This window comes from Jiulongibacter sediminis, assembly GCF_001306455.1.
Classification (GTDB): domain Bacteria; phylum Bacteroidota; class Bacteroidia; order Cytophagales; family Spirosomataceae; genus Jiulongibacter; species Jiulongibacter sediminis.
Genome location: NZ_LGTQ01000015.1, coordinates 1 through 23369, shown reverse-complemented (window position 1 = coordinate 23369; position 23369 = coordinate 1). Strand labels below are relative to the sequence as shown.

Sequence of the window (23369 nt, the reverse complement as noted above, 5' to 3'; positions counted from 1 at the left end):
AGTATTCCGGTTAAAAGTTGATGTTTAGTTTAATCCCCAGGCTGCGAGTAGTTGGGTAGGCCATGTCTTCTACACCACTGAGTACATTTTGACCTTGAAAAGCGACCTGCTCTGGGTCAAAATGCTTGATTTTGCTGATAGCAAAAAGATTTCGACCAATAAGCGAGATGCCGGCTCCGGCGATCTTTCGACCAACCCATTTTTCCGGGAATTGGAAGCCTAATTGCACCTCTCTTAACTTCAGATAAGATGCATCCAGGGTGTTATTCTCTTCATGGTTTCGGTCATAATAAAGGCGATAATATGATTCAGCAGATATAGCTCTGGTGTTTTCAGTGTATACCGGGTTTTCTACCGTGCCCGTATTGACTACGCCTTCGGCAATTATTCCGGCTTCAGGTCTGTCAGCAGTTTCAATCAGCTGACCTGCAACACCAGCTAGGGCCTGCGTTCTACTCACTATTTCGCCACCCTGACGCCAGTCTGCCACAAAGCTGAGGCTCCAGTTTTTATAGTTCAGATGATTGATAAAACCCATCATAAAATCAGGGTTGTAATTACCAAGTTTGATCAGTGAATTATCAACAATATAACGGCCATCACTACCAATGATAAACTCTCCCTCATCATTTTTGAGATAACCTGTTCCATACATATCTCCTAGCCTACCGCCTTCTTTGACCTGATACCAAACTGTCTGATTCACATTATCATAAATTCGGTTATAGGCCAGCGTGATGGTTTGACCCGGGATTGGTAGTGATTCTAAAATACTTTTGTAGGTACTGAAATTGACCCCGATGTTCCATCCGAAATCTTTCTGACGGGCAATGCTGTAATTGACAACAGCTTCAAAACCCGTGTTTCTGACTTCGCCACCATTAATATTTTGTTCTTTGTAACCGGTGGAAGAACTGATCGGTAGAGAGATGATTTGATTTTTACTCAATGAATTGAAATAAGTAAAATCAAGTTTCAGGCGATCATTAAAAGCTCTGATATCAGCACCAAACTCTCTTGAAGAAATCCTTTCCGGTAGAAGATTTGCATTTGCAATAGAAGCCTGATCACTAAAAGTTGGAAGGCCATTGACAGGTGTTCGACTCTCAAAGAAGCCTACAGTTTGGAATGGATTTGTATCATTTCCTACTTCAGCATAACTGGCTCTCAACTTCAAAAATGAGACATTGGGCGGCAACTTGAATAAATTGCTCATCACCAGTGCACCTGATACCGATGGGTAAAAGAAGGAAGAGTTTGCGGCCGAAGTAGGGGTAGCTAGTGCCGAACTCCAGTCGTTTCGACCGGTAATGTCAATAAATAAATAATCTCTGAAACTCAATTTGGCCAACCCGTAAACACTATTAATTCGCTTACGACCTACATTTTGAAAATACTGAAGCGGCGAGGCTGCATTATTTAGTGAAAAAACGCCGGGCTGTGCCAGAGAAAGCGTTTGCGATTGCTCCATATTGGCGAACTGATCCATGCGATTAGCACCAACAGATAGGTCAACCATCACATCATTAACCGGTCGCAGATAGTTGATTAAAACATCGCTGTTGAGCTCTCTGAAAAGAATGTCTTGCGTTGCAAAAGCCCCGGTTTTGTAGCGGTTTGAACTGTAAGCCCTTCTGAACTCCCGGTCTTCATTTTGGTAATCCATCCCCGTTCTGGCCTGAATAGAAAGCTCCGGAGTGATCTCATATCTGGCCAAAGCATGCCCAAAGAGACGGTCACGGCCAAAACTGTTTCGGTTTTCAAGAAGGGTAAAATAAGGATTGTCAAAGTAAGTATAGTTGTAAGAATAGTGTTGAACATTTTCCAAACCAGGCTGCCAGTAATTTTTCATCGGCTCCAGATCCGTTTGTCGACCCAGCCAGGCCACAAGGGCATAATTGATATTTTCTGAACCGTATTTGGTAGCCGGGCGATTTTGGCTACCGCTGTTCATGTAATGAAGGCTTGAAGAAACACTCAGCTTCTCAGTGGGATTAAAAGTAAAAGAGCCACTCAGGGTTTTTCTTTTCAAATCCACACCCGGAATCACCGATTTATTATTGAGATCTGTCAAAGAAAGCCTGAACATACTGTTTCGGGCATTTGAAGAAATCGAAAGATGATTGATAGCAGAATAACCCGTGTTATAAAAATTCTTGAGATTATCTGGCTGAGAAACAAAGGGTGTAGGAGTGATGGGCAGGCCGCCATGAATGGCCACATCACCTCCTCTTACCACACTACCGTCAGGCAAATTCACAGGACTATCGTATTGTGGAATCAGCAAACCAGCGTCAAGTTTGGGGCCGTAGCTGTAAGTGATATTATCGTTGATTCCTGCACCCAGACCATCTTTATATTCAAACTGACCTCCGTTACCTTGACCGTAAAGGTTTTGAAACTGGGGCAATTGAAATGGCGTTTCAGCCATCATCGACGTACTGAAAGAAACGCCAATTCCTTCCTTCTCAGCTCCGGTTTTGGTTTTGATCAAAATTACCCCGTTGCTGGCACGGGTTCCGTAAAGTGCGGCTGCTGACGGGCCTTTGAGTACACTTACACTTTCAATATCGTCAGGATTAATATCCATTCCTCCATTCCCGAAATCAACTTCCTGAAAACCTTCTGCGGCATCAGAGGTGATATTGACAACAGTGTTATTATTAACCGGAATACCGTCTACCACAAAAAGCGGATTATTATTTGTGAAAGAGCTTTCGCCCCGGATTGTGACTTTTGAAGTACTTCCCGGCCCTGTGGATCCCTGGTTTACAGTAAGCCCTGCTACACGACCACCTAGGTTATCAATGAAATTATTGCTTTTGACCTGGCTAACTTCCCGACCATCAATTTGCTGTACAGCATAGCCAATATTTCTAGAGTTTCTTTCCAGGCCGAGTGCTGTCACCACAACCTCTTCCAGATAAGCTCCTTCCCTGAGTTGAATGTTAAGTACATTCTGATTACCCAACAAAACTTCCTGTGTTTCGTAACCGATCATGGAGATGGTAAGACGGGAGGTTTCCTGTGGGATGAAAAGTTGGAAGCGGCCTTCGGCGTTTGTAATGGTTCCTTTTTGTGAGGAATTGTCAGATATGACAATACTGGCACCTGCTAAAGCCTCACCGTTAGCCTCGTCGGTAACAGTACCGCTTATTTGCCGGTTGATTTGAGCAAAACTTTCCTGTGAAAGAAAGACCACACAAATCAGTAAAAGAAGATAGAATTTTTTCATGCAATGGAGTTTGTCTTGAATAGTCAAAAAGAACCTACGAGATTGTGTTTCAAAAAGTTTAAGTGGTCCTTGATTATCTTTTTAGCTGAATAAACATCAGACAAAATGTCGGTTTTAAGACCGTACAGTTTACATTTGCGATTCAATAAAAATCAGCTTAAGAGAAGTGACTTACTGTTTGGGCATAAAATTAAGAAAAGGTTTGGTAGCAATCGCCGATACCAGAATTACATCTGGCTCTGAAACCACAACCGCCAAGAAGGTTTTTGTCCACAAATACGGCAAGTACCCTATTTTTATAATGACCTCAGGCCTGAGGTCGGTGAGAGATAAAGTGATAACCTACTTTCAGGAATTGCTTGATGAACAGGAGGGATACGACCGAATGTATAAGGCCGTCAATGCCCTAGGTGACCAAATAAAGAGAGTAAGTAGAGAAGACCGGGATATGCTGGCCCAAAGTGGAATTGTTTTTAACATTTTTACGATTGTAGGCGGGCAAATGGAGAAAGACGCTGAACCGAAGCTATATCTGCTTTACCCTGAAGGCAACTGGATTGAAGTAGGTGAAGGTACACCGTTTATGATCATTGGAAACTCCGGATACGGCAAGCCGGTCTTGAACCGTACCATTAACTATGATTCCAGTCTGGAGTTTGCACTGAAAACTGGCTTCTTATCTTTTGATTCAACCCGTGTAAGTGCTAATGACGTTGGCTTCCCGATCGATGTTTTGATTTTCAACCGGGAAACCTTTGAGCTGGAAGAGCACAGACTTGAAGAAAAAGATCTGAAAGAAATTACCGATTTCTGGGGAGAGCGTCTCAAAAACTCTGTCAATGAGATTCCGGATAACCTGGTAGAGCGGGTTCTTCACAAATCCCCTCTTTTTGACAAAGGTTAAGAGGGACGCTTTGCCGTTCTTAAATCCAAAGTATTGGCCAGTGATGAGCTTTTTTCTTCAACAGGTACATTGACAATTCTGGAATCATGCTTTTCTTCAAAGAAGCGACCAATGGCAGTATACTCCTGTACCGTTTTGACATTCCCCTGAGTATGCCCTTCACTGAAGAATCTTGTATGTCTTCTCGCTTCGGCTTCCATACTATTGACGGGTAAAGTCTCATAATTTCGTCCGCCCGGATGAGCCACATGGTAAGTAAAACCTCCAATAGATTTATTATTCCAGGTATCAATAACATCAAAAGTTAACGGGGTATCCACACCAACGGTCGGGTGTAAAGCCGAAGGCGGTGCCCAGGCTTTGTAGCGGATTCCAGCCACATACTGTCCCGCCTTTCCAGTCGCTTTCATCGGAATTTTCACTTCATTACAAGCCATAATATATCGGTCGTCGTTCCATCCGTTAATTTTGAGCTGAACCCGCTCTACAGAGGAATCAACATAGCGTGCGGTCCCTGTGGAAGTCACCTCCTCGCCAAGAACGTTCCATGGTTCAATGGCCCAGCGGAGCTCCAGCGTCATATCTCCCAATTGAGTTTTGCCTAAAACCGGGAAGCGGAACTCAATGAAGGCATCAAACCAGGACTTTTCAAAAGCATAGCCGGTTTCCTGTAATTCCGCTACAATCTCATTGATATCCTGACGTACATAATGCTCGAGCATAAAACGGTCATGAAGCTCTGTTCCCCAGCGAACCAGTCTTTTTTCATAAGGGGTTTTCCAGAAGCGAGATACCAAAGCTCTTATTAATAGGTTTTGGGCCAGACTCATCTGAGCATGGGGTGGCATATCAAAGCCTCGGAACTCCAGAATTCCCTGTCGGCCCGCCGTACCATAAGGAGAGTAAAGTTTATCTATACAGAGCTCTGCCCGGTGGGTATTTCCTGTAACGTCGATTAAAAGGTTTCTGAACAGCCGGTCGGCAATCCACAAAGGAGGATTCTCGTTTTTTGGAACCTGAAAAAAGGCAATTTCTAATTCATATAGCACATCATCACGGCCTTCATCTACCCGTGGAGCCTGCGAGGTAGGCCCTACAAAAGGCCCGCTAAAAAGATAAGACAAAGACGGGTGATGCTGCCAGTAGGTAATTAGGCTTTGCAATAATTTGGGTCGTCTTAAAAGCGGGCTGTCGGCTGGGGTGAAGCCACCAATAGTGATGTGATTACCTCCACCGGTTCCGGTGTGACGACCATCAATCATAAATTTTTCGGTACCCAATCTTGATTGTTTAGCTTGTTCATAAAGCTTTAGCGTCGTATTCACCAGCTCATCCCAGCTGGCCGAAGGATGAACATTTACTTCAATCACACCCGGATCTGGAGTAACGAAAAGTTTGTTGAGTTTCCCTTCGGAAGGTGGTTCATAACCTTCTAGCACTACCGGAGTTTTTGTTTTTTCAGACACCATATGAATGGCCGCTACCATTTCCAGGTAATGCTCCTGAAGCTCATGAGGCGGTAAAAAGAGATGTAATCTTCCTTCTACTACTTCAACACTAAGTGCCGTTTTGAAGCATGCTTTATCTGTAGGGTTTTTGAGTATTTCGGGAAGACTGTTAAGTTTTGCCTCAAAATCTTCAAGGTCTGGCAAAGGTGCAAAAGGGTCTCTTGGAAAATAATCCTGCTCCAGAATACTTTCCGGAAGTGAGTTTAATGGCAAACGGAAACCAATAGATGAATTGCCCGGCAACAAAAACAAATGTTTTCTTCTGAAAGGCCATTTGCAGCTTTCCCAACAATCCTCTTTTCGACTGTAACGTACTGGCAGTACATAACCTTTTGGCTTGCCAAGACCGTCAGAGAGTACTTCAGTCAGTGTTCTTCTTTCAATTGCATCTTTGAGATTGAGTTTCAGAGGATCGCGGTCTACAGGTAACTTGTTTTCTTCCCAGGCAAAGTAGAAGCTATCTTCATAAGCTGGAATTACTGCTGAATCGTCTATTCTCAAGGTATTTGCAACTTCTTTGAGAAAATCTGAAGCATCGTTTTCAGTATAATTCCCTTTTTTGGCCGGAGAGGCTATTAATTCTGAGTTCTTCCAAATGGGTTTCCCATCTTTTCGCCAGAGACAGCCATATTGCCAACGTGGCAGAGCTTCTCCCGGGTAAAGTTTACCTTGCCCAAAATGCAGCATTCCGTTCGGGGCAAAGCTTTCTCTGATTCTGAAAGTAAGTTCTTTTGCCAGTCTTCTTTTATGAGGTCCATCAGCCGCTGTATTCCATTCGGCGGCTTCCATATCGTCAATAGAAACAAAAGTAGGCTCTCCTCCCATAGTCAAGCGAACGTCGTTGGCTACAAGGTCAGCCTCTACAGCGACTCCTACTTTTAAAATATTTTGCCACTCTTCATCATTGTAGGGTTTGGTTACGCGAGGCTCTTCATGAATTCTGAAAACATCATTTGCGAAGTCAAACTTAGTCTCGCATTTGTCAATCATTCCGGTTATGGGTGCAGCACTCCCCGGTGAGGGCGTACAACTCAATGGAATATGGCCCTCGCCGGCAAAAAGTCCAGATGTAGGGTCAAGGCCTATCCAGCCTGCACCCGGCACAAAAACTTCACACCAGGCATGTAAATCAGTAAAATCAGCTTCAGGGCCTGAGGGCCCATCCAATGATTTTTCGTCAGCTGTTAGCTGGACCAGATAACCAGAAATAAATCTGGCGGCCAAGCCTAAATGCCTGAAAGCCTGCACGAGCACCCAGGAGCTATCACGGCATGAGCCCAGAGCTTTTCCTAGGGTTTCTTCGCAGGTTTGAACCCCCGGCTCCATTCGTATGGTATAGTTGACTCTTTTATATAGAGCTTGATTCACATGCACCAGAAAGTCCACTATTTGAGTAGGCTCTCTGGGTACCTGGGTTTCTAAAAAGTCTTTGAGCAGACTGCCATCCTCATTAATCTCAAAGTATGGCTGAAGCTCCTTTTGAAGTGCCGCCTCATATTTGAATGGGAATTGCTCGGCGTACTCATCCACAAAAAAATCGAATGGGTTAATCACCTTGAGATCAGCTATGACCTCAACATCAACATGCAGATGCTTTATTTTTTCAGGAAAAACTACTCTGGCCTGAAAATTCCCGAATGGGTCTTGCTGCCAGTTGATAAAGTGGTTTTCCGGAGATATTTTCAAAGAATATGATTGAATAGGCGTTCTGGAATGCACGGCAGGTTTCAGCCTGATAACCTGCGGAGAAACATTGATCATCCGATCATAGTCATAATGCATTTTATGACGAATAGCGACTCTTATTGACATACCTCTTCTTCTTCTGTTTTTGTTCTACTCTATCATTTTCATAACCGATTTTGACTATGAAAGTGGACTGCGGTTTGAAATGATTGTACAATTACCGTAAATATGAAACCATACACGAAATAAATAACTACATTTTTGATATTTCATGAAATAGTATCTTTGTTTATTCTTAATATGCAACATTAAATATTTTGTAATTAGATAAATTGCAGAATAATTGAGTACCAAAAGAAAAAGATTATGATAACACCTTATGTACCGGCCCGCCAGGTTTATGACGAGGTGTTTGACGCCGAAGGAAAAGTGAGGCCTCATTACAGGGCCATTTTGGAGCATTTTGCCAAATATGATCTTGAGAAATTTGGCAAGTTCTCAGAGGGGGTTAAACAAGTCTTAAACAATGAAGGCGTAACTTTTGCAGTATACTCTGACACCATGAAGGCGACGGAAAGAATTTTCCCGTTTGACCTGATTCCAAGATTAATCACCGGAAAAGAGTGGGAAAGCCTTGAGAAAGGTGTTTTGCAACGCAATGAAGCGATTAATAAATTTCTATACGATCTTTACCACGATCAGGAAATTCTCAAAGACGGTATAGTCCCCGAAAAACTGATCAAAAGTTCGGCTCATTATCTGGAAAGCATGAAGGGTTTTGAACCACCGGGTGGCGTTTATAATCATATCAGCGGTACAGATATCATTCGTCATAAAGACGGGGAGTTTTACGTGCTCGAAGATAACATTAGAAGCCCCTCTGGGGTGAGCTATGTTATTGCCAATCGTCGAACACTAAAAAAGACCTTTCCGGGGCTTTTTTACAGTTACAAAACAGCCAGGGTTGATAATTATTCATCAGATTTGCTGGACATGCTGCAATCTGTGGCTCCAGACCCCACGGAGGCCGACCCCCGGTGTGTTGTTTTGACACCCGGTGTATATAATTCAGCGTATTATGAACATACCTGGCTGGCCCAGAGTATGGGGATTGAGCTGGTTGAAGGACGTGATTTGAGCGTTAAAAATGGTTTTGTATTTCAGAAAACCATTAACGGCATGGAGAAAGTAGATGTCATTTATCGCCGTATTGATGATGCTTTTCTGGACCCTACAGCAAAAGGTTTCAGAAAAGACTCGATGCTGGGTGTGCCTAACTTAATGAAAGCTTACGCAGCCGGTAATGTGACGATCGTAAATGCACCGGGTACCGGTGTGGCCGATGATAAAGCCGTTTATACTTTTATGCCCGAAATCATCAAGTACTATCTGGGGGAAAATGTTGAAATGAACCTCAAAAATGTACCAACGTATAAGTGCGAAGAAGAAGATGATTTTCAGTACGTGATTAGCCATCTGGACCAGTTAGTAATTAAGCCCGTTGACGAATCTGGAGGTTATGGTATATCTATTGGAAATACGCTTAGCGAAGAACAGCTGGAAGAGGTCAAAAAAACGGTGACTACAAATCGTAGAAAGTATATTGCACAGCCTATAATGAGCCTTTCTATGCAGCCTACTTTCATTGAAGATGAGAACATCGTAGAGCCTCGATATCTCGATTTGCGTACTTTTTGCCTGAAGGGAGGTCATGGTTTTGAAAAAGTTTTACCCGGAGGACTGACACGTGTAGCATTGAAAAAAGGAAATTTAATTGTTAACTCATCTCAGGGTGGAGGTTCTAAAGACACCTGGGTAATAGAATAAGAAATTATGCTTTCCAGAATTGCGAATAATCTTTATTGGGCAGGCAGAAACCTGGAGAGAATTGAGCATATCGCTCGATTTGTACCGGTCAATTTCTTTGCCAGTTTAGATGGGCCAAAAGAAGCCGACGAGGCTTCTATGCTCAAGAAACTGAATGCTATGGCAGGCTCAGTCAGCCCTGAACTGGAACTGAATGAAGGCGATGTACTGGTAGATCTTGCTTTTGATTTAAAGAACCCTTCCTCAGTCAGTTCATGCATTACCCTGGCTCGTGAAAACTGCCGTGGAGCCCGTGATCTGCTCAGCACAGAATTATGGGAATCCGTCAATAAGCTGTTTCATTACACCCAAACCTTTGATCAGGATCTTTACAGGGAATCAAGCATGCATGAGTTCATGGTTAATGCCAAACAACTCGTAGCGGTCTGCAAATATCAGGCAGATAGTACGATGGTAAAGAATCAGGTATGGTCTACACTTAAACTGGGCCTGCTACTTGAGCGAGCTTTTCAGGTTAGCCGTATTATTAGCATCATACATACTGAGATGCAGCGGGAGACAGAAAACTGGGATTTATATGTTCAATATGAGTGCATTAATCTGCTGAAAAGCCTGGAAGCGTTTGATATGAACCGTAAGTTTTACCGAAAACCAGTCAACGCAGAGAGAGCCATGGAGTTTTTGGTTTTCAATGAGAACTTCCCAAGATCAATGGCCTTTTGTATGAAAGAGGTATGCATGTATTTGTCAAACCTTTCACTGGATGAAAAAGGGAAAAAGCTTTCGGTAAGAATGCACGCTGAAAACCTCAAAAATGAGCTCGTCTTTGGCAGTGTTGATGATTTTATGGGTGATATACCCGCCTACATAAATGATGTGCAATCGAAAATTGCCCTAATTCATAGGCTACTCAACGAGCATTACTTCGCTTGAAAAAAATTAAACTATAATATCTGGCTCACTCTACCTAGCGTGAGCCTTTTTTTGTTTCCCTATATTTGCAAAAAATCTAAGCATGCCAGACAGAACCCTCGCCCCGGCTTTTAAGCCCATTAAGTCTATCCAGCTTCCTGCTATTAAGAAAATTGACCTCCCAAATGGTGTACCTCTGTATCTGGCAGATTTTGCACAGCAGGATGTTCTCAAACTGGAAATATATTTTGAAGCTGGTCATGCCTACGCTGCGAAAACTGGTCTGAAGTCGGTTTTCTCAAAAATGCTTTTGGAAGGGACTTCACAAAAGAGCGGTTCTGAAATCATTGAAGAGTTTAGTCAATACGGCGGTTTTCCGGAAATAAGCCAACAGGTTACCAAACTCAATTTTACCATTTATGGCCTATCCAAATTCATAGGCCAGTATATGAATCTTACAAAAGAGATTCTCCAAAATGCCAATTTCCCGGAAGAGCAGCTTATAACTCAGAAAAGAATTTCTACTCAAAGTCTCCAGCTTAATTTGGAGAAAACCGCATATCTGGCCAAAAGAAAAATGGTTGAGGAGCTGTTTGGGGTGAATCACCCTTACGGACGTTCTCATGAGGCTGAAGATATTGAAGCTGTTAATCGCGAAGACCTTTCTGTATTTTATGAAAACAGAATCAAGGGAAAGTCTTTCAAAATCTTTGCTTCGGGTAAAATAACGGATGAAGAAATCAAAGTTATTTCCGATACCCTCGGCAGTTTACCGGTAGAAGAAACAAATGAAATTACAGTATCCTTTGACCAGCCCACTCCCGGTAAATATCTCATTCCAAAGCCTGAAAATATGCAGTCCACACTGAGAATTGCAAGATATACGGCTGGCAGAAAAGATCCTGATTTCTTCAAAATGATGGTAACCAACACCACTTTCGGGGGGTTCTTTGGTAGCAGACTTATGAAAAACATTCGGGAAGACAAAGGCTACACCTACGGCATCTCCTCGTCAATAAGCCCTGTAAAGGACAAAGCCTACATGACCATCGGCTCTGATGTTGTCAAGCAAAACACGCTTGACACCCTGGCCGAAATAGAAAAAGAGATGAAAATTATGCAGGATGAGTTGATTTCCTCTGATGAATTAGAGCTGGTTAAAAACTATTTGGCAGGCAGTTTCGCCGGTTCGGTGACCACCGCTTTTGAGGTAATGACACGTCACAAAAACATCATTCTTAATGATCTGGCAGATGATTACTACGACACCCTCATTGATAAAATCTCGGAGGTAGAACCTTTTGACATTCAACAAATGGCTCAAAAATATTTTAATCCTTCTGAAATGATCGAGGTTATTGTTGGAGAAAAAATTTAAAGCATATAAAACTGATCCCCACCCTCCTTTGGGTGAAAGCCCAAAACATGAGTAAGCACCAACAAAATGAGTGTTCTTGAGGCGTTTTTTCTAGGAATGTTAGCCAACTCACTAAACTGCTCAACGGTGACGTACTTCTTTTCACCGAGATATTTCATCAGCAGAGTTTCTTTCTCCCCGTAAGCGAACCTAAGGCTTTTGCCTTTTGTAAGACCTTTCAAAATTTCCTTAATTTCTTTGCTGGCCTGAATAGACTTATCTGCCACTCGAACGTACACTTTTTTGGCCTCAATATTCTCCGGATTCACTACCGAATAAGGCCTGTTTTCTCCAGTGGGAATGTTAAAAGCCAAAACCTCTTTTCCATCCTCCAGCCTAACCCTTTCGATCTCATAGGTTAGTGGTGGTTGAATGCTTTTGAGCATCTCTTTCTCCAACACGTATTCATCCTCATCTGCATATTTCAGCCCTATGATTTCTCTGTTGTCCGCCACCCCAACCAGAAGCTTACCGCCGTCAGAATTGGCAAAGGCCACCATTTCCCTAACAATTTTGTGCGGGTGGTTTGCTTTAAGTTTAAACTCAAGCTGCTGCCCTTCACCTTCACTTACCAGCCTGTAAAGATCCTTTAGATTCATAACGATAGCTCTTAGCCATTGGCTTAAAAGTAGACAAGATTAGCTGAAAAGAAAATGAGTAGTCGGAGATATAAATATCCAATTTACTATTTTTGAAAAAGCACATTTTCAATCTTCAACCCTTATGAACTCAATTAAAGTATTTCTGCTAATGATCAGTTTATCCGGAAACCTCTTTGCCCAGCACAAAACCATTGGTAAACTCATACCCGAAAGTGATGAGTTCTACGATCTTATTGACAAAAACGCTAAAGTAGAAGTTCTGGCTGAAGGCTTTAATTGGTCAGAGGGTCCTGTTTGGGTTAAAAATGGAGGTTATGTTCTTTTCTCCGATGTTCCTGAAAACACCATTTATAGATGGAAAGAAGGCGAAGGTCTCAGCATTTTCCTAAAACCTTCTGGATATACAGGTATTCATCCATACAGCCTGGAACCCGGTAGCAACGGCCTAATTGTGAATAATGATGGTGAGTTAGTGGCTTGTGAACATGGCGACAGAAGAGTTACCCGCATGCCAATCAGCGGTGGTGGAGGTAAATTTCCCATAGCTGATAACTGGAAGAGTAAGCGTTTTAACAGCCCTAACGATATAGTCCAAACCTCCGGTGGCACATACTATTTCACCGATCCACCCTACGGACTACCCGACCGTGAAAATGCTAAAACCCGGGAAATCGACCATTTCGGAGTGTACATGGTGAAACCGGGCAGTGAAGCTGAATTAGTCATCAAAGACCTTACCCGACCAAATGGCGTTGCTCTTTCTCCAGATGAGAAAACCCTTTATGTGGCTCAATCTGACCCTGAAAAGGCTTATGTGCTGTCTTACTCCATCAATGAAAACGGTACTTTAACAGATCAGAAAATACTTTTTGATGCTACTTCAATGGTCAAAGCCGGGTTAGCAGGTTTACCAGACGGCCTCAAGACCGACGTAAACGGAAATATTTTTACTACAGGTCCCGGTGGTATTCTGGTTTTAACTCCTGAAGGCCGTTTACTTGGAAGAATAGAAACTGGTGAGGCGACAGCCAACCTTAACTGGGGTGATGATGGAAGTACTCTTTACATCACTGCTGATATGTACCTTTGCCGTTTAATGACAAAAACTACAGGAAAAGGCTTTTAGGCTAGAGCTCCGAAACACCGTAGGAGGCCGTTTTTGAGAATCAAAAAACGACGAATACAAAAATTAGATTTCTTTGATAATCAGTAGGAATCTACCTATTTTTGCGGCTCATTTTTTGGGCATAGTGAGCCCGTGCAAACGCATTTAATTATATACACAATAAAAATGGCTTTAATTAACAAGATTAGAGAGAAATCAGGGATAGCAGTTGCGGTAATTGCTGTAGCACTTATGCTATTTGTAGTGGGTGGCGATTTCCTTAGCGGTAATTCAGCAGGTGGTGGACTTTTGGGTAGTGATGCTAACAAAGTTGGGACGATCAATGGAGTTGACGTTGATTATCAACAATTTGTAAAGCTTGTTGATGCTCAGCGTCAGCAACTTGAGCTTTCAACCGGTCGCTCAGCTACTGATGCAGATTTAAGAAATATCCGTGAGCAGGTTTGGGAGCAATTGATTCAGGACAATGCGTTTCAGCCGGAATATGAAGAGTTAGGAATTGACGTATCTGCAGAAGAATTACGTGAAATGATCCAGGGTACCAAAAACCTTCACCCTTATATTCGTCAGCAGTTTACTGACCCTAATACCGGTCAGTTTAATCAGGCTCAGCACAGAGAATTCATCAATGCTGCAGCGAACAAAACATTACCTGCCGAGCAGCAGTACATCTGGGATAACTTCAAATCAAGCCTTCTGCAAATCAGAAAGAGTGAGAAGTATCAAAACCTTGTGGCTGCATCAGAGTACATCACTACTGCTGAAGCAAAGAAAGAATACAAAGCAACAACTGATAAAGTGAGTGCCGAGTATCTTTATGTGCCGTTTTACAGTGTAAATGATACGCTTGCTACTGTATCTGAGAGTGATATCAACAGTTACTACTCAAATCACGAAGATGAGTTTACACCATTTGATAGCAGATCTTTCGACTATGTTGTTTATCAGGTAGTACCTTCTCCTGAAGATTCTACTGCTCTTCAATTGGAAATTAATCAGCTGGCCAGAGGGCTGGGTGGAGCTGAAAATGCTGAAGCCTTTGCTTCTGCAAATTCAGATGTTCGTAACCCATACTTATGGAACTCCGGTGAGCTTTCTGAAGAGGTGAAGGCACTTCTTTCAGAAACTATCGTTGGTGGCACTTTTGGCCCGGTAAAAGACGGTCAAAACTATACCATCTATAAATACCAAGGCACCGAGACTGATTCTCTTTATACGATGAGGGCCTCTCATATTCTCATCAGACCTGAAACTCAGGATGACGCAGGAAAAGCTGAAGCCCGTACAAAAGCTCAGGATTTGTTGAATCAAATCAAAAACGGTGCTGATTTTGCGACAATGGCCAGAATCAACGGAACTGACGGTACTGCTCAGCAAGGTGGTGACCTTGGTTATTTCAGCAATAACGGACAGATGGTGAAACCATTTGAAGATGCATTATTCGCTTTCAGAGGCGAAGGTCTCATGCCGAATTTGGTAGAAACAGACTTCGGCTACCACATCATTAAAGTGACTGAAGCGAAGAGCAATCTAAAATATAAGCTGGCCGCCATCACAAAAGTACTTCAGCCATCTGAGGCCACATTGAACATTGCTTATCAGGAAGCCGAAGATTTGAGAGCTTCAGTAGGGAGTGTGGAAGAATTGAAAGAGAAAGCAGATGCTGATCCTAATCTTACGCTTTTGACAGCACAAAGAGTTAATCCAGGAGCAAGCAGCTTTAATACCATTCAGGATGGCAGAGAAGTTGTACTTTGGGCCTTTGGCGAAGATGTTGAAACGGGTGATGTGGCTGATCGTGTCTTTGTGATCAATGATTCTTACATCGTTGCAGGTCTTACCGGTGCTACTGATGCTGAAGATCCAAAAGCTTCGGACTTCAAAACGGCCATTGAGACTAAAGTTAGAAATCAAAAGAAAGCTGAAATCATTATGGGTCAATTGGCTAATGCCAATGGTTCTGATTTTGAAGCCATGGCAAAAGCTTACGGTGCTGGTGCCTTGGTTGAAACTGTGGAAGACATTACTTTCCAAACTGGTATGTTAAACAGTGCCGGTATTGATGGTGTGGCTATCGGAAAAGCGTTTGGCTTAGCTGTAAACAAAGTCAGTGCTCCTTTCAAAGGTCAGAACGGTGTTTTTGTAATGAAGAAAACAAACGAGAGCATTGCTCCTGAAGTTGCTGATTACAGCCAATACAAAGAGAACATCAGACAAAGAAGAGGACTTTACAGCAGTGCTCAGTTAGCTGATCAGGCTGTTAGAGAAGCAGCTGAAATTACAGATAGAAGAGCTAAGATGTTCTAAGAAGAACTTTCTTATAATCAAAAAGGGACACCGTTGGTGTCCCTTTTTTTATGACCTTTACCCTATGAATAACTTATTCCCTGTTTTCTTAAAACTGGAGCAGATGCAACTGCTGATTGTTGGCGGAGGTTATGTTGGTCTTGAAAAGCTGGAGGCTGTTCTCAAAAACTCGCCTGATACCCAAATAACGCTTGTTGCTCCTGACATATCCTCTGAAATTCAGCAGTTGGCTCAAAAACATAAAATTGAATTACTTTTTGAGCCCTATCAAAGAAAGCATCTCGATGGTAAGAACCTCGTTATTGTAGGAACGGGTCTGATGGAAGTCAGCCAACAGGTCCAGAAAGATTGCCGCCAGGCCAATATTCTCGTCAACGTAGCTGATAAACCTTCGCTATGTGATTTCTATTTGAGCTCTACGGTCAAAAAAGGAGATCTGAAAATTGCCATTTCCACCAACGGTAAATCTCCCACTTTTGCTAAACGCTTCCGTGAGATACTGGAAGAAATACTTCCTGATTCATTGCAGCAAACTTTGGACAATCTTCAATCCATTCGTAACAGACTGAAAGGAGATTTTGAGTACAAGGTTGAGAAGCTCAATGAAATTACTAATGTGATGAAAAACGATAAAAACTAAATTCGACATGAAAAGGTATTGTCTCGCTCTTGACCTCAAAGATGACCCCGATTTAATCGCAGAGTATGAAGATTACCACAGGAGTATATGGCCCGAAATTGAAGCCTCAATCAAAGAATCCGGAATTCTGGACATGGAAATCTACCGCATAGCAAACAGGCTTTTCATGATTATGGAAACCGAGGATTCATTTTCTTTTGAGCGTAAAGCAAAAATGGATGAAGCCAACCCAAAAGTGCAGCAATGGGAGCAACTCATGTGGAAATATCAGCAAGCCTTGGCTGGAGCCAAGCCCGGAGAAAAGTGGCAGCTGATGGAAAAGATTTTTAAACTTTAGTCTTCAAGCTTATACCACTCGATATCCTCAAGATTCTTACGCCGTGAAGCCTGAGGCTCCGGTGAATAATACTTTTCAAGGTAATCTAAAACAGCAGGTTCGCTTTCACCTAAATCCCATAGGTTTTGTGTCTTCTGCATCCAGACTATTTTCTCTTTCCAGCCCGTTCGGGTAAAACGATTCATGGTAATCAGTTTCGCCGAGTGACAGGCCGTACACTGACTTTTGACCAGCATAAGGTTCTGATCAAGCATCAATCCACTTTCAGGATCTTTTTCGTCAGAAACATTCTGATTTGTGGAATTTTGGACTGTCTTACATTGAGAAAATAGCCAAATACCGATGGCAAAAAATAAGCTCAATCCCTTTTTCATGAGGCAGTAATTTTCACAGCGATTCTATGACAGGCGTTGTTCAAATAACCCTTCGGATTCCAGCCCGGAATAACCATAGGTTGAGAAACTCCTTTACTGTCTGTTGCCTTAGCCCAGATCTCGTAATAGCCTTCTTTAGGGAAAGACAATTCAGCGTTCCAATGCTGCCAGGCCAATCGGTTTACGGGAGACTCAAGATTGGCCTCATGCCAGGTGGCTCCAAAGTCAATGGACAATTGCAATTTACTCACTTCCAAATCTCCGGCCCAGGCATGACCTTTAACTTCTAAGTTTTTTCCTAAAGCCAGCATAGCACCCGATTTTGGCGAAGTAATCAGCGATTTCACAGGCATACTCTCAATGATCTCAAAATCCTCTTCAGGTACTTTTGTGCCAGGCTGAACCGGATACTTAGGCACTCTGTAGCTCGTTCCGGTCATTTTTTCTCCATCATGCACTTTATCACGAATCACGATTTTCTCCAGCCATTTTCCCGAACAAGACGCCGGCCAGCCACCAAAAACCAGTCGTAAAGGATACCCATTCATGATCGGAATGTCTTCGCCATTCAGCGACCAGGCGATCAAACTTTCATCCTCTAAAGCCTTTTCAATTGGTACACCACGTGATATCGGATTTTTCGAAGCATCTCCACTGATATGGGTATCTTTTCCATAATACCCGATATAAACCGCATTCTCCCCTATTCCGGCATCCATGAGAACATCTTTCAATCGAACGCCCGTCCACTCACCACAGCTTACAGCCCCTTCAGTCCATTGATTACCGGAGGCCGGAGGGTAAAAACCAGCCCGACCGTTGCCGCCGCATTCCAGTGACAATTGATAGGTATGATGCTCAAACTTTTCCTTCAGTTCTTTCAATGTATAGCTTTTTGAACTCAGGGCCGCTTCGCCTTCAATGGTGAGTGTCCATTGATTTATATCCACGCCTTCCGGCGGAATCCCGTTATTTCGGATAAACATTTTATCACCCGGAGTAACAGCGTCATTGAGTAAATGCGGAGGTGCTTCCACATTCCAAGGGCGATTGTTGAGAATAATCAGATCAGGGTGTTTGCCCGGCAAAATGTCTTCTGCCGGCTGAAAAGCAAGAGGTAAGGTTTTGGGCGGAAGGTTCTTCGCAAAAACAATTTCAGCACCTAACAGCGTTGCCATTGAACTCAAAACTGATTTCTTCAAAAAACCTCGTCTGTTCCACATAAATGAATTTTTTAGACAACCAATTTACGATTGATTGCCCACAATCAACAAACCATACGCGGGAATATGATAGGCATTAGCCAAAACAGAAGCCTGCTCAGTTTCAAAAATCAAATGATCAAAACCCTGAAGTTTATTCACTTTAAATGGCTTTGCACTGAGGTTTTGAACAACCAAAACATCGCCGGCTTCGTGTATCCGTTTGAAAATCAAAAGGTTTGTGTTTTCATTTTCAACTTCCTCAAGATTAGACCCGATGCATCGGCCCAGGGCCGGAATACTTTTCCGTAAGGCAATGAGTCGCTTGTACTGCTGAAATATCGAATCGGGATCAGCAGTAGCCTTTTTGAGGTCAAAACTTTTATTATGCCGTCGGTCTATCCAACGGGTTTGACTTCCATCTCCCCAAGGCATGGGCTCACGAATGTATTCATCGGGTTTAAGGCCCTTCAAACCCCATTCTTCTCCATAATAGAGATAGGGCAGTCCGGGTAAGGTGAAAAGCAAATTGGCGGCAACTTTGAGCTTATTTTCGTCTCCCTTTAGAACACTTGCAATTCTATCCTGATCATGGTTAGAAAGCAAAGTACAATCCATGAAGTTGGGATTGACTTCCTCGTATTGCAGGTGAGCCTGTTTTAGTTTTGAAATCAAACCGATAGTGTCTTTACCTTCTTTCAATATTGTCTTTAAGTCGTAGCTTAGGTCAATATTAAAATTGGCCTGTAAAGACTCAAAATAGGGAGCAACCACCTCCGGAGCATCCCACACTTCACCCACCAAATAAACCTCAGGGAAATCCGCTTTTAATGCATTTTTGAAGGTTGCCCAAAACTCCAGCGTTTTTGATTGAGGCTCCCAAAATGGAAATAAATGTTTGGCTGCATCCAACCTGAAACCGTCAACTCCTTTGGCCAGCCAAAATTTCGCAATGGTTATAAGCTCATTTTTTAAAGCTTCTGAATTCAGATTGAGATCAGGCATTTCTTTCCAGAACATCCCGAAATATTTCTCTTTTGAACGCTTCCTCGGCCAATGCCAGGGGAATTTGACACCACTGTCATCGGTAGCCCTTCTTTCTTCAATTCCTTTTTCCTGAATTTCCTTTGGAGTCAACCAGTAGTAATATTCCCGATATTTTGAAGCAGGGTTGGCGGCCGCTTCCTGAAACCAATGATGCGAAGAGCTGGTATGATTCAAAACCAGATCAAGAATAACCTTTATTCCTCGCTGATGAGCAGCTTCCAGTAATACCACCAGGTCTTCCGCGGTACCATAACTTCCGTTAATACGGTAATAGTCTTTAACATCATATTTATGATAAGACGGGGAATGAAAAATAGGCGTAAGCCAAAGGCCCTCAATACCAAGTTCCGCCAGGTAATCTAGTTTTGAGGTAATACCCTTCAGATCACCAATTCCATCACCGTTAGAATCGGCAAAAGAGCGAACAAAAATTTCGTAGAAAACGCGAGGCTGCATGGCCTCAAAGAAACAAGATTATTTCTTTTTGAAAGACTGAATGACCGTAATAATCAACCATATCCACGGAGCACCATGCATCGCTAAATCAAACCAGTCCATTACCTGCATTCCATTTGCTCCGCCTAATACCCACTTTATCTTGCCCCAAACGTGTGGTTCAGGCATAAAAGGAGCCAGACCAAGGGTCAATGAAACCATTAAAGGCATCAACCATTTCTTCTCCTGCATTACTTCAGACCTTTTTGAGCCAGCTGACCGTAGCCGGCACCGGTTAGATTATACACTTTGAATCCGGCCTTATTCAATACCTGAGCAGCTCTTGCACTTCGGCCACCCACGGCACAGTAGACAAAAACGGGCTTTGATTTATCCAGTTTCTCAATGTTCTTGGCAAAAGCCGGGTCATTATAATTGATCAAAGCCGAAGACTGAATCTTACCTGCATTCCACTCGCCGGGTGTTCTTACATCCAGTAGCTGAGCGTTTTCAGTGTTTTTGTAGGTTTCTACGAAGTCATTCAAGGCCAGATTATTGACCTGTGAACTTGCCTCCTGAGAGCAGGAAAAAAGAACAGAGAGAACAAGCAGGAACGATAGATATTTAAGATTTTTCATCGGTCAATTCGATTTTTTAAGTTCTTCAAACTCAAAAGAGGTTTCGGCTTCTGCACTGTCCAAAGTCTCTGAAGACGGTGGAGCTGCACAAGCTCCGCAACCTGTATTCGTAATAGCCTGATAAGCAAAGAAGCCACCGATCAAAGCCAGCAAATATTGCTGCTCCATAATGCTGGTGACTACTACATATGAGCCGAAAAGCAATCTGAACGCTCTCATGACGCTCCATGGTTGTTTCAGACTTTCAATCAGATAATTCATGCTACAATAATAACAATAAAGTTTGGGGGCTTATTGAACATATGTCACAGGAAAAAATCAGGAGTGAAAACGAAGAAGACCGGGAATAGGATCTTTCTCAAAGAGAACTTCATTGTCAAGGTATTGCCTCAGAACCTTGGTTAGCGTCTCCTGAAAATGAAAGGCAACAGAACCAATGAACCCTATTTTCTGACTAACATCCAGACTATATTTCATCAGGTTTTTTGAAACAAAAAGATCAAAACGATCATTAAGAATATCCTGCATGATTCTTTCTTGCTCAAATCGCTTTAGGAAAGGAGTAAATGAAGCAAACCAGGCGTTAGGTCTTGGTTGATTTAGCTTCTCGAAAACTGAATAGCGGTCAAAGACACCAAATTCCTTCTCAAACTCAACCTGCAATTCACCCAAATCACTTCGCAAATATGCCTTAACCAGCTCTTTCCCTAAATCTGACCCACTACCTTCATCTCCAAGCCAAAATCCTAAAGATGGCTGTTGTTCAATAATCTCTCCATGCTCAAACCTGGCTGAAGCCGCCCCTGTACCAAGAATACAGGCGACTCCTTTTTCCATACCAAGAAGTGAGAGACCGGCACCAATGATATCTGATTTGACCGTAATATTCTCTGAACCAAATTGAGTATTGAGCAAATGTTGAATTCTAAAAGATTTCTCTTCATCTGTTACTCCCGTTCCATAGAAACCAATGTAATCAGGTTTTGGTCCTTTTAAAGCCTCACAAACATTCTCAAGTTCTGAAGACATAAACTCATCGGTGACAAAATATGGGTTGAGCCCGGGGCCAATATACTCCATTACCTGATCCTTACTTTGAAGAATCCATTTGGTTTTTGTAGAACCGCTATCGGCTATCAGCAACATTGAAGTGAATAGTATTATTTGACTGCAATAATCCGTAATTTTGCGGACTCTTTCGAGCAGATTATGGCTGAATATCAAGTTTATACCTTAAAAAACGGAATCAGACTGGCACACCGCCAGGTTTCGCATACCAAAATTGTGCATTGCGGAATCATGCTTGATATCGGCAGCCGCGATGAGAAAAATAACGAGACCGGTCTGGCCCATTTTTGGGAACATATGGCTTTTAAGGGCACTAAAAAACGTAAGGCTTTTCATATCATAAACAGGCTGGAATCTGTGGGTGGTGAACTCAATGCCTACACTACCAAGGAGAAAATTTGCTTTTATGCTTCTGTGCTGGATAGTCATTTTGATAAGGCAGTCGATATTTTGAGCGATATCACGTTCAATTCGATTTTTCCTGAGAAACAGGTTGAGAAAGAACGTAGCGTAATTCTGGAAGAAATGTCAATGTATCTTGACAGCCCCGAAGACGCCATTCAAGATGAATTTGACGAACTCATTTACCCGAATCACCCCTTAGGTTATAATATTCTGGGAACCCGTGAAACAGTCAATTCTTTTCATAGGGATGATCTGGAGAGATTTGTCAAAGAAAATATCAATACCGAGAAAATCATTTTTTCGGTCGTCGGAAATATTACTTTAAAAAAGGCCATCAAAATGGCCGAAAAGTATCTCTCAGAAGTTCCTCACCTCACTCGGAAACATGAACGTTTGGGGCCACCAGATTACCAGCCAAGGCAACTTGTCTTTAAAAAGCCCATCAGTCAGGCACATGTGGCTATAGGGCTTCCGGCTTATTCCTTACATCATGAAAACCGGTTTTCATATTTTACATTGATTCATCTGTTAGGCGGACCAGGAATGAATAGCCGCCTAAACGTTGCCTTGAGAGAAAAAAACGGACTCGTCTATGGAATTGATGCCAGCTATACAGCTCTAACAGATACTGGTTATACTGGAATTTACTACGCTACCGACAAAAAGAATCTCAAAAGAGCCCACAACTTGGTTCAAAAAGAAATAGAGCTCCTCAAAACGAAACCTTTGGGAGGCCTTCAGCTCAAAAATCTTAAGGATCAACTTATGGGTCAACTTGCCATGTCGGACGAAAGTAATCAAGGCTATATGCTGATGATGGCTAAGAGCTTATTGGATATTGATCGAATAGATACTTTAGAATACGTTTTCGAGAAATTAAGTAATATTGAAGCCAACGATTTACTTGAAACGGCACAAGAAACTCTAAATTTAGAGGAGTTTAGTAGCCTTATCTATAAACCTCACTGATTCTATTATAATTTGTCTCAATGATGAATGAAATGTTTAAAGTAGAAGAAGAGTGTGAAATTTTACTCTTTCTAACTTTACCACCCGAGGCCGAATCTATCATCAAAGACCAAAAGAAAGAATTCCGTGACTTATTGGGCAATGAAGAATTTTCTCACTCCAAGCCACATATAACTCTCCTGACTTGGAAAGTCACAACTGATAGGTTGGTTAGTTGTTCAAAGAAACTTTCCACTACATTAGCATGTTGTCAGCCATTTTCGATAACGATCTCAGGAGTAGATGCCTTTGTTTCAAAGAAATCAAAGACGATGTATTCTATAATTAAGAACCCAGAACAGCTCGATAATGTATACAAGCAATTGTCTAGTCTGAAACAGCAACCCGGAAGTGGTTCATATTTCAAAATCTATGGCACTCCCCATATTACAATCGGACAGTCCAAAATAGAAAATAAAGGTTTCGATACACTTTTGACAATATTTCAGAAAGACCCGATTTCTTTTGATTGTCTTATATCTGAATATTCTGTTCGTATAAATTACTTCAAAAGAGGAAAATGGTCAACGTTTTATGAGGGGAAATTAGGTGTATAACATATTATTAGCTTCACTAAAATTGAATACTCTAAGCCATTATTTGAAAGCATTCTATTATTTATACTTTCCAATAATAAAGAATCCTATATAATACAAGATCAAAAGTCTTTTAAACGCAAAAAGACCTCAAC

The 23369-nt window shown here is 42.2% G+C and carries 20 protein-coding genes; 10 read left to right on the top strand and 10 right to left on the bottom strand.

Annotation, left to right across the window (positions count from 1 at the left end):
- Positions 1–10 precede the first annotated feature (10 nt).
- On the bottom strand, positions 11–3235 hold the full coding sequence (locus AFM12_RS17955; RefSeq protein ID WP_055151324.1) for a SusC/RagA family TonB-linked outer membrane protein: 3225 nt from the start codon (positions 3233–3235) through the stop codon (positions 11–13).
- A gap of 166 nt (positions 3236–3401) precedes the next feature.
- Here AFM12_RS17955 and AFM12_RS17950 point away from each other — a divergent pair, with 166 nt between their 5' ends.
- On the top strand, positions 3402–4139 hold the full coding sequence (locus AFM12_RS17950; protein WP_055151321.1) for a proteasome-type protease: 738 nt from the start codon (positions 3402–3404) through the stop codon (positions 4137–4139).
- Here the strand turns inward: AFM12_RS17950 and AFM12_RS17945 are convergent.
- On the bottom strand, positions 4136–7459 hold the full coding sequence (locus AFM12_RS17945; protein WP_055151318.1) for a transglutaminase family protein: 3324 nt from the start codon (positions 7457–7459) through the stop codon (positions 4136–4138). The genes AFM12_RS17950 and AFM12_RS17945 overlap by 4 nt on opposite strands.
- A gap of 240 nt (positions 7460–7699) precedes the next feature.
- On the opposite strand from AFM12_RS17945, the gene AFM12_RS17940 reads away from it, so the two are divergent.
- From AFM12_RS17940 to AFM12_RS17930, 3 genes are all read left to right on the top strand, one after another.
- On the top strand, positions 7700–9160 hold the full coding sequence (locus AFM12_RS17940) for a circularly permuted type 2 ATP-grasp protein (protein WP_055151315.1): 1461 nt from the start codon (positions 7700–7702) through the stop codon (positions 9158–9160).
- A 6-nt stretch (positions 9161–9166) separates the two neighbouring features.
- Positions 9167–10093 carry an alpha-E domain-containing protein gene (locus tag AFM12_RS17935; RefSeq protein WP_055151312.1) on the top strand — a complete coding sequence of 309 codons (927 nt, stop codon included), beginning with the start codon at positions 9167–9169 and terminating at the stop codon, positions 10091–10093.
- An 82-nt stretch (positions 10094–10175) separates the two neighbouring features.
- Positions 10176–11450, top strand: coding sequence for a M16 family metallopeptidase (locus tag AFM12_RS17930; protein ID WP_055151309.1), 1275 nt, complete (start codon positions 10176–10178; stop codon positions 11448–11450).
- On the opposite strand, the gene AFM12_RS17925 is transcribed toward AFM12_RS17930, so the two are convergent.
- A complete protein-coding gene (locus tag AFM12_RS17925) occupies positions 11447–12088 on the bottom strand; it encodes an AlbA family DNA-binding domain-containing protein (protein ID WP_055151306.1) in 642 nt (213 codons plus the stop codon). The genes AFM12_RS17930 and AFM12_RS17925 overlap by 4 nt on opposite strands.
- Positions 12089–12212: 124 nt before the next feature.
- On the opposite strand from AFM12_RS17925, the gene AFM12_RS17920 reads away from it, so the two are divergent.
- The 4 genes from AFM12_RS17920 to AFM12_RS17905 all read left to right on the top strand — a co-directional run bounded on the left by AFM12_RS17920 (position 12213) and on the right by AFM12_RS17905 (position 16501).
- A complete protein-coding gene (locus AFM12_RS17920) occupies positions 12213–13217 on the top strand; it encodes an SMP-30/gluconolactonase/LRE family protein (RefSeq protein WP_055151303.1) in 1005 nt (334 codons plus the stop codon).
- 165 nt (positions 13218–13382) lie between these two features.
- The gene (locus AFM12_RS17915) at positions 13383–15524 is read left to right on the top strand and encodes a peptidylprolyl isomerase (RefSeq protein ID WP_055151300.1); all 2142 of its coding nucleotides are present in this window, start codon (positions 13383–13385) and stop codon (positions 15522–15524) included.
- Between the two features lie 64 nt (positions 15525–15588).
- Positions 15589–16164: a precorrin-2 dehydrogenase/sirohydrochlorin ferrochelatase family protein gene (locus tag AFM12_RS17910; RefSeq protein WP_055151297.1), complete on the top strand. Its 576-nt coding sequence runs from the start codon at positions 15589–15591 to the stop codon at positions 16162–16164.
- 7 nt (positions 16165–16171) lie between these two features.
- Positions 16172–16501, top strand: coding sequence for an L-rhamnose mutarotase (locus tag AFM12_RS17905; RefSeq protein WP_055151294.1), 330 nt, complete (start codon positions 16172–16174; stop codon positions 16499–16501).
- Here the strand turns inward: AFM12_RS17905 and AFM12_RS17900 are convergent.
- The 7 genes from AFM12_RS17900 to AFM12_RS17870 form a co-directional block, all read right to left on the bottom strand.
- Positions 16498–16875 (bottom strand): hypothetical protein, encoded by a 378-nt coding sequence (locus AFM12_RS17900; protein WP_055151291.1) that lies wholly within the window; start codon positions 16873–16875, stop codon positions 16498–16500. The two genes, AFM12_RS17905 and AFM12_RS17900, sit on opposite strands and share 4 nt — an antisense overlap.
- Complete coding sequence (locus tag AFM12_RS17895; protein ID WP_082391418.1) at positions 16872–18053, bottom strand: sulfite oxidase; 1182 nt, start codon at positions 18051–18053, stop codon at positions 16872–16874. Before AFM12_RS17895 ends, AFM12_RS17900 begins: the two co-directional genes overlap by 4 nt.
- A 69-nt stretch (positions 18054–18122) precedes the next feature.
- Positions 18123–19580, bottom strand: coding sequence for an alpha-amylase family glycosyl hydrolase (locus AFM12_RS17890; RefSeq protein ID WP_055151285.1), 1458 nt, complete (start codon positions 19578–19580; stop codon positions 18123–18125).
- A gap of 18 nt (positions 19581–19598) precedes the next feature.
- Positions 19599–19811 carry a hypothetical protein gene (locus AFM12_RS17885; RefSeq protein ID WP_055151282.1) on the bottom strand — a complete coding sequence of 71 codons (213 nt, stop codon included), beginning with the start codon at positions 19809–19811 and terminating at the stop codon, positions 19599–19601.
- Positions 19811–20197: a rhodanese-like domain-containing protein gene (locus tag AFM12_RS17880; RefSeq protein WP_055151279.1), complete on the bottom strand. Its 387-nt coding sequence runs from the start codon at positions 20195–20197 to the stop codon at positions 19811–19813. The genes AFM12_RS17885 and AFM12_RS17880 overlap by 1 nt, the downstream gene beginning before the upstream one ends.
- A 3-nt stretch (positions 20198–20200) precedes the next feature.
- Positions 20201–20458 (bottom strand): hypothetical protein, encoded by a 258-nt coding sequence (locus AFM12_RS17875; RefSeq protein WP_055151275.1) that lies wholly within the window; start codon positions 20456–20458, stop codon positions 20201–20203.
- 57 nt (positions 20459–20515) lie between these two features.
- Positions 20516–21343, bottom strand: a complete 828-nt coding sequence (locus AFM12_RS17870; RefSeq protein WP_055151272.1) for a hypothetical protein — start codon at positions 21341–21343, stop codon at positions 20516–20518.
- Positions 21344–21406: 63 nt separating this feature from the next.
- Here AFM12_RS17870 and AFM12_RS17865 point away from each other — a divergent pair, with 63 nt between their 5' ends.
- Entirely contained in the window at positions 21407–22639 is a 1233-nt protein-coding gene (locus AFM12_RS17865) for a M16 family metallopeptidase (RefSeq protein ID WP_055151268.1), read from the top strand.
- A gap of 32 nt (positions 22640–22671) precedes the next feature.
- Entirely contained in the window at positions 22672–23235 is a 564-nt protein-coding gene (locus AFM12_RS17860; protein WP_157687464.1) for a 2'-5' RNA ligase family protein, read from the top strand.
- The last annotated feature ends 134 nt before the right edge of the window (positions 23236–23369 follow it).

What these genes read in the sequence shown, in the direction of transcription:
- AFM12_RS17955 (WP_055151324.1), bottom strand. Translation starts at nt 3,235, where the DNA reads ATGAAAAAATTCTATCTTCTTTTACTGATTTGTGTGGTCTTTCTTTCA.
- AFM12_RS17945 (WP_055151318.1), bottom strand. Translation starts at nt 7,459, where the DNA reads ATGTCAATAAGAGTCGCTATTCGTCATAAAATGCATTATGACTATGAT.
- AFM12_RS17940 (WP_055151315.1), top strand. Translation starts at nt 7,700, where the DNA reads ATGATAACACCTTATGTACCGGCCCGCCAGGTTTATGACGAGGTGTTT.
- AFM12_RS17935 (WP_055151312.1), top strand. Translation starts at nt 9,167, where the DNA reads ATGCTTTCCAGAATTGCGAATAATCTTTATTGGGCAGGCAGAAACCTG.
- AFM12_RS17930 (WP_055151309.1), top strand. Translation starts at nt 10,176, where the DNA reads ATGCCAGACAGAACCCTCGCCCCGGCTTTTAAGCCCATTAAGTCTATC.
- AFM12_RS17925 (WP_055151306.1), bottom strand. Translation starts at nt 12,088, where the DNA reads ATGAATCTAAAGGATCTTTACAGGCTGGTAAGTGAAGGTGAAGGGCAG.
- AFM12_RS17920 (WP_055151303.1), top strand. Translation starts at nt 12,213, where the DNA reads ATGAACTCAATTAAAGTATTTCTGCTAATGATCAGTTTATCCGGAAAC.
- AFM12_RS17915 (WP_055151300.1), top strand. Translation starts at nt 13,383, where the DNA reads ATGGCTTTAATTAACAAGATTAGAGAGAAATCAGGGATAGCAGTTGCG.
- AFM12_RS17910 (WP_055151297.1), top strand. Translation starts at nt 15,589, where the DNA reads ATGAATAACTTATTCCCTGTTTTCTTAAAACTGGAGCAGATGCAACTG.
- AFM12_RS17905 (WP_055151294.1), top strand. Translation starts at nt 16,172, where the DNA reads ATGAAAAGGTATTGTCTCGCTCTTGACCTCAAAGATGACCCCGATTTA.
- AFM12_RS17900 (WP_055151291.1), bottom strand. Translation starts at nt 16,875, where the DNA reads ATGAAAAAGGGATTGAGCTTATTTTTTGCCATCGGTATTTGGCTATTT.
- AFM12_RS17895 (WP_082391418.1), bottom strand. Translation starts at nt 18,053, where the DNA reads ATGGCAACGCTGTTAGGTGCTGAAATTGTTTTTGCGAAGAACCTTCCG.
- AFM12_RS17890 (WP_055151285.1), bottom strand. Translation starts at nt 19,580, where the DNA reads ATGCAGCCTCGCGTTTTCTACGAAATTTTTGTTCGCTCTTTTGCCGAT.
- AFM12_RS17885 (WP_055151282.1), bottom strand. Translation starts at nt 19,811, where the DNA reads ATGCAGGAGAAGAAATGGTTGATGCCTTTAATGGTTTCATTGACCCTT.
- AFM12_RS17880 (WP_055151279.1), bottom strand. Translation starts at nt 20,197, where the DNA reads ATGAAAAATCTTAAATATCTATCGTTCCTGCTTGTTCTCTCTGTTCTT.
- AFM12_RS17875 (WP_055151275.1), bottom strand. Translation starts at nt 20,458, where the DNA reads ATGAATTATCTGATTGAAAGTCTGAAACAACCATGGAGCGTCATGAGA.
- AFM12_RS17870 (WP_055151272.1), bottom strand. Translation starts at nt 21,343, where the DNA reads ATGTTGCTGATAGCCGATAGCGGTTCTACAAAAACCAAATGGATTCTT.
- AFM12_RS17865 (WP_055151268.1), top strand. Translation starts at nt 21,407, where the DNA reads ATGGCTGAATATCAAGTTTATACCTTAAAAAACGGAATCAGACTGGCA.
- AFM12_RS17860 (WP_157687464.1), top strand. Translation starts at nt 22,672, where the DNA reads ATGTTTAAAGTAGAAGAAGAGTGTGAAATTTTACTCTTTCTAACTTTA.